The sequence below is a fragment of the Vibrio sp. OPT46 genome, assembly GCF_015163535.1.
Classification (GTDB): domain Bacteria; phylum Pseudomonadota; class Gammaproteobacteria; order Enterobacterales; family Vibrionaceae; genus Vibrio; species Vibrio alginolyticus.
The window spans coordinates 1-644 of sequence record NZ_JADDYG010000765.1 but is presented as its reverse complement, the minus strand read 5'-3'; the positions used below and the strand labels follow the sequence as shown (position 1 = coordinate 644).

Sequence of the window (644 nt, the reverse complement as noted above, 5' to 3'; positions counted from 1 at the left end):
TCTCAATTGACTTTTAAGCTCTACCAAATGCTGTTTCAAAACCTAATTGGTTTATCTGTTGTTGTGGATGGCAAAGAAGTTCGTCCTTTAACCAAAAGGCATCTTTCTGAAGTGGGATTTTCAGAAGATGAGAAAGTTGTGCCATACAGTAAAAGAAGCTTTTCAGGAGCAAGATTACTTGTTGAGTATTTGCACTTTCCTGAGAAGTTTATGTTCTTTGATATCACCGAACTTGGATTATCTGAGCTAGATCTTGGAGAGCAAGTCGAACTGTATTTTTACTTTGATACCAACGATGACTGGCTTCCAAAGCAAGTGGACGAAGAAAGCTTAATGGTAGGTTGTGTGCCTGTAATCAACTTATTTAAAAGTATTATGGAGCCTAAGCGTATTCTACCAACTGAATACGATTACCACTTGTCTCCGCAATACCAAGAATCTGAAAGTAATGAGGTTGTCTCAATTTCTGACGTAACGTTGAGAAACTGGAACAAAACGTACCACAATTTGCCATGTTATCACGCTGGTGAGCACACGCATTATACAAACACTAGTGAGATTTATTGGTTGATGAGACGTGAGGATAAGAACTGGGCTGGTGGGTATGATGAGCCAGGTAGAGAAACTTACATTTCTTTTGTTGA

At 38.8% G+C, this 644-nt stretch carries 1 protein-coding gene; it reads left to right on the top strand.

What is annotated here, in order from left to right; translation table 11 throughout:
- On the top strand, nt 1-644 hold a 644-nt coding region (locus tag IQR33_RS26820), incomplete at both ends, for a type VI secretion system baseplate subunit TssF (RefSeq protein ID WP_193844218.1).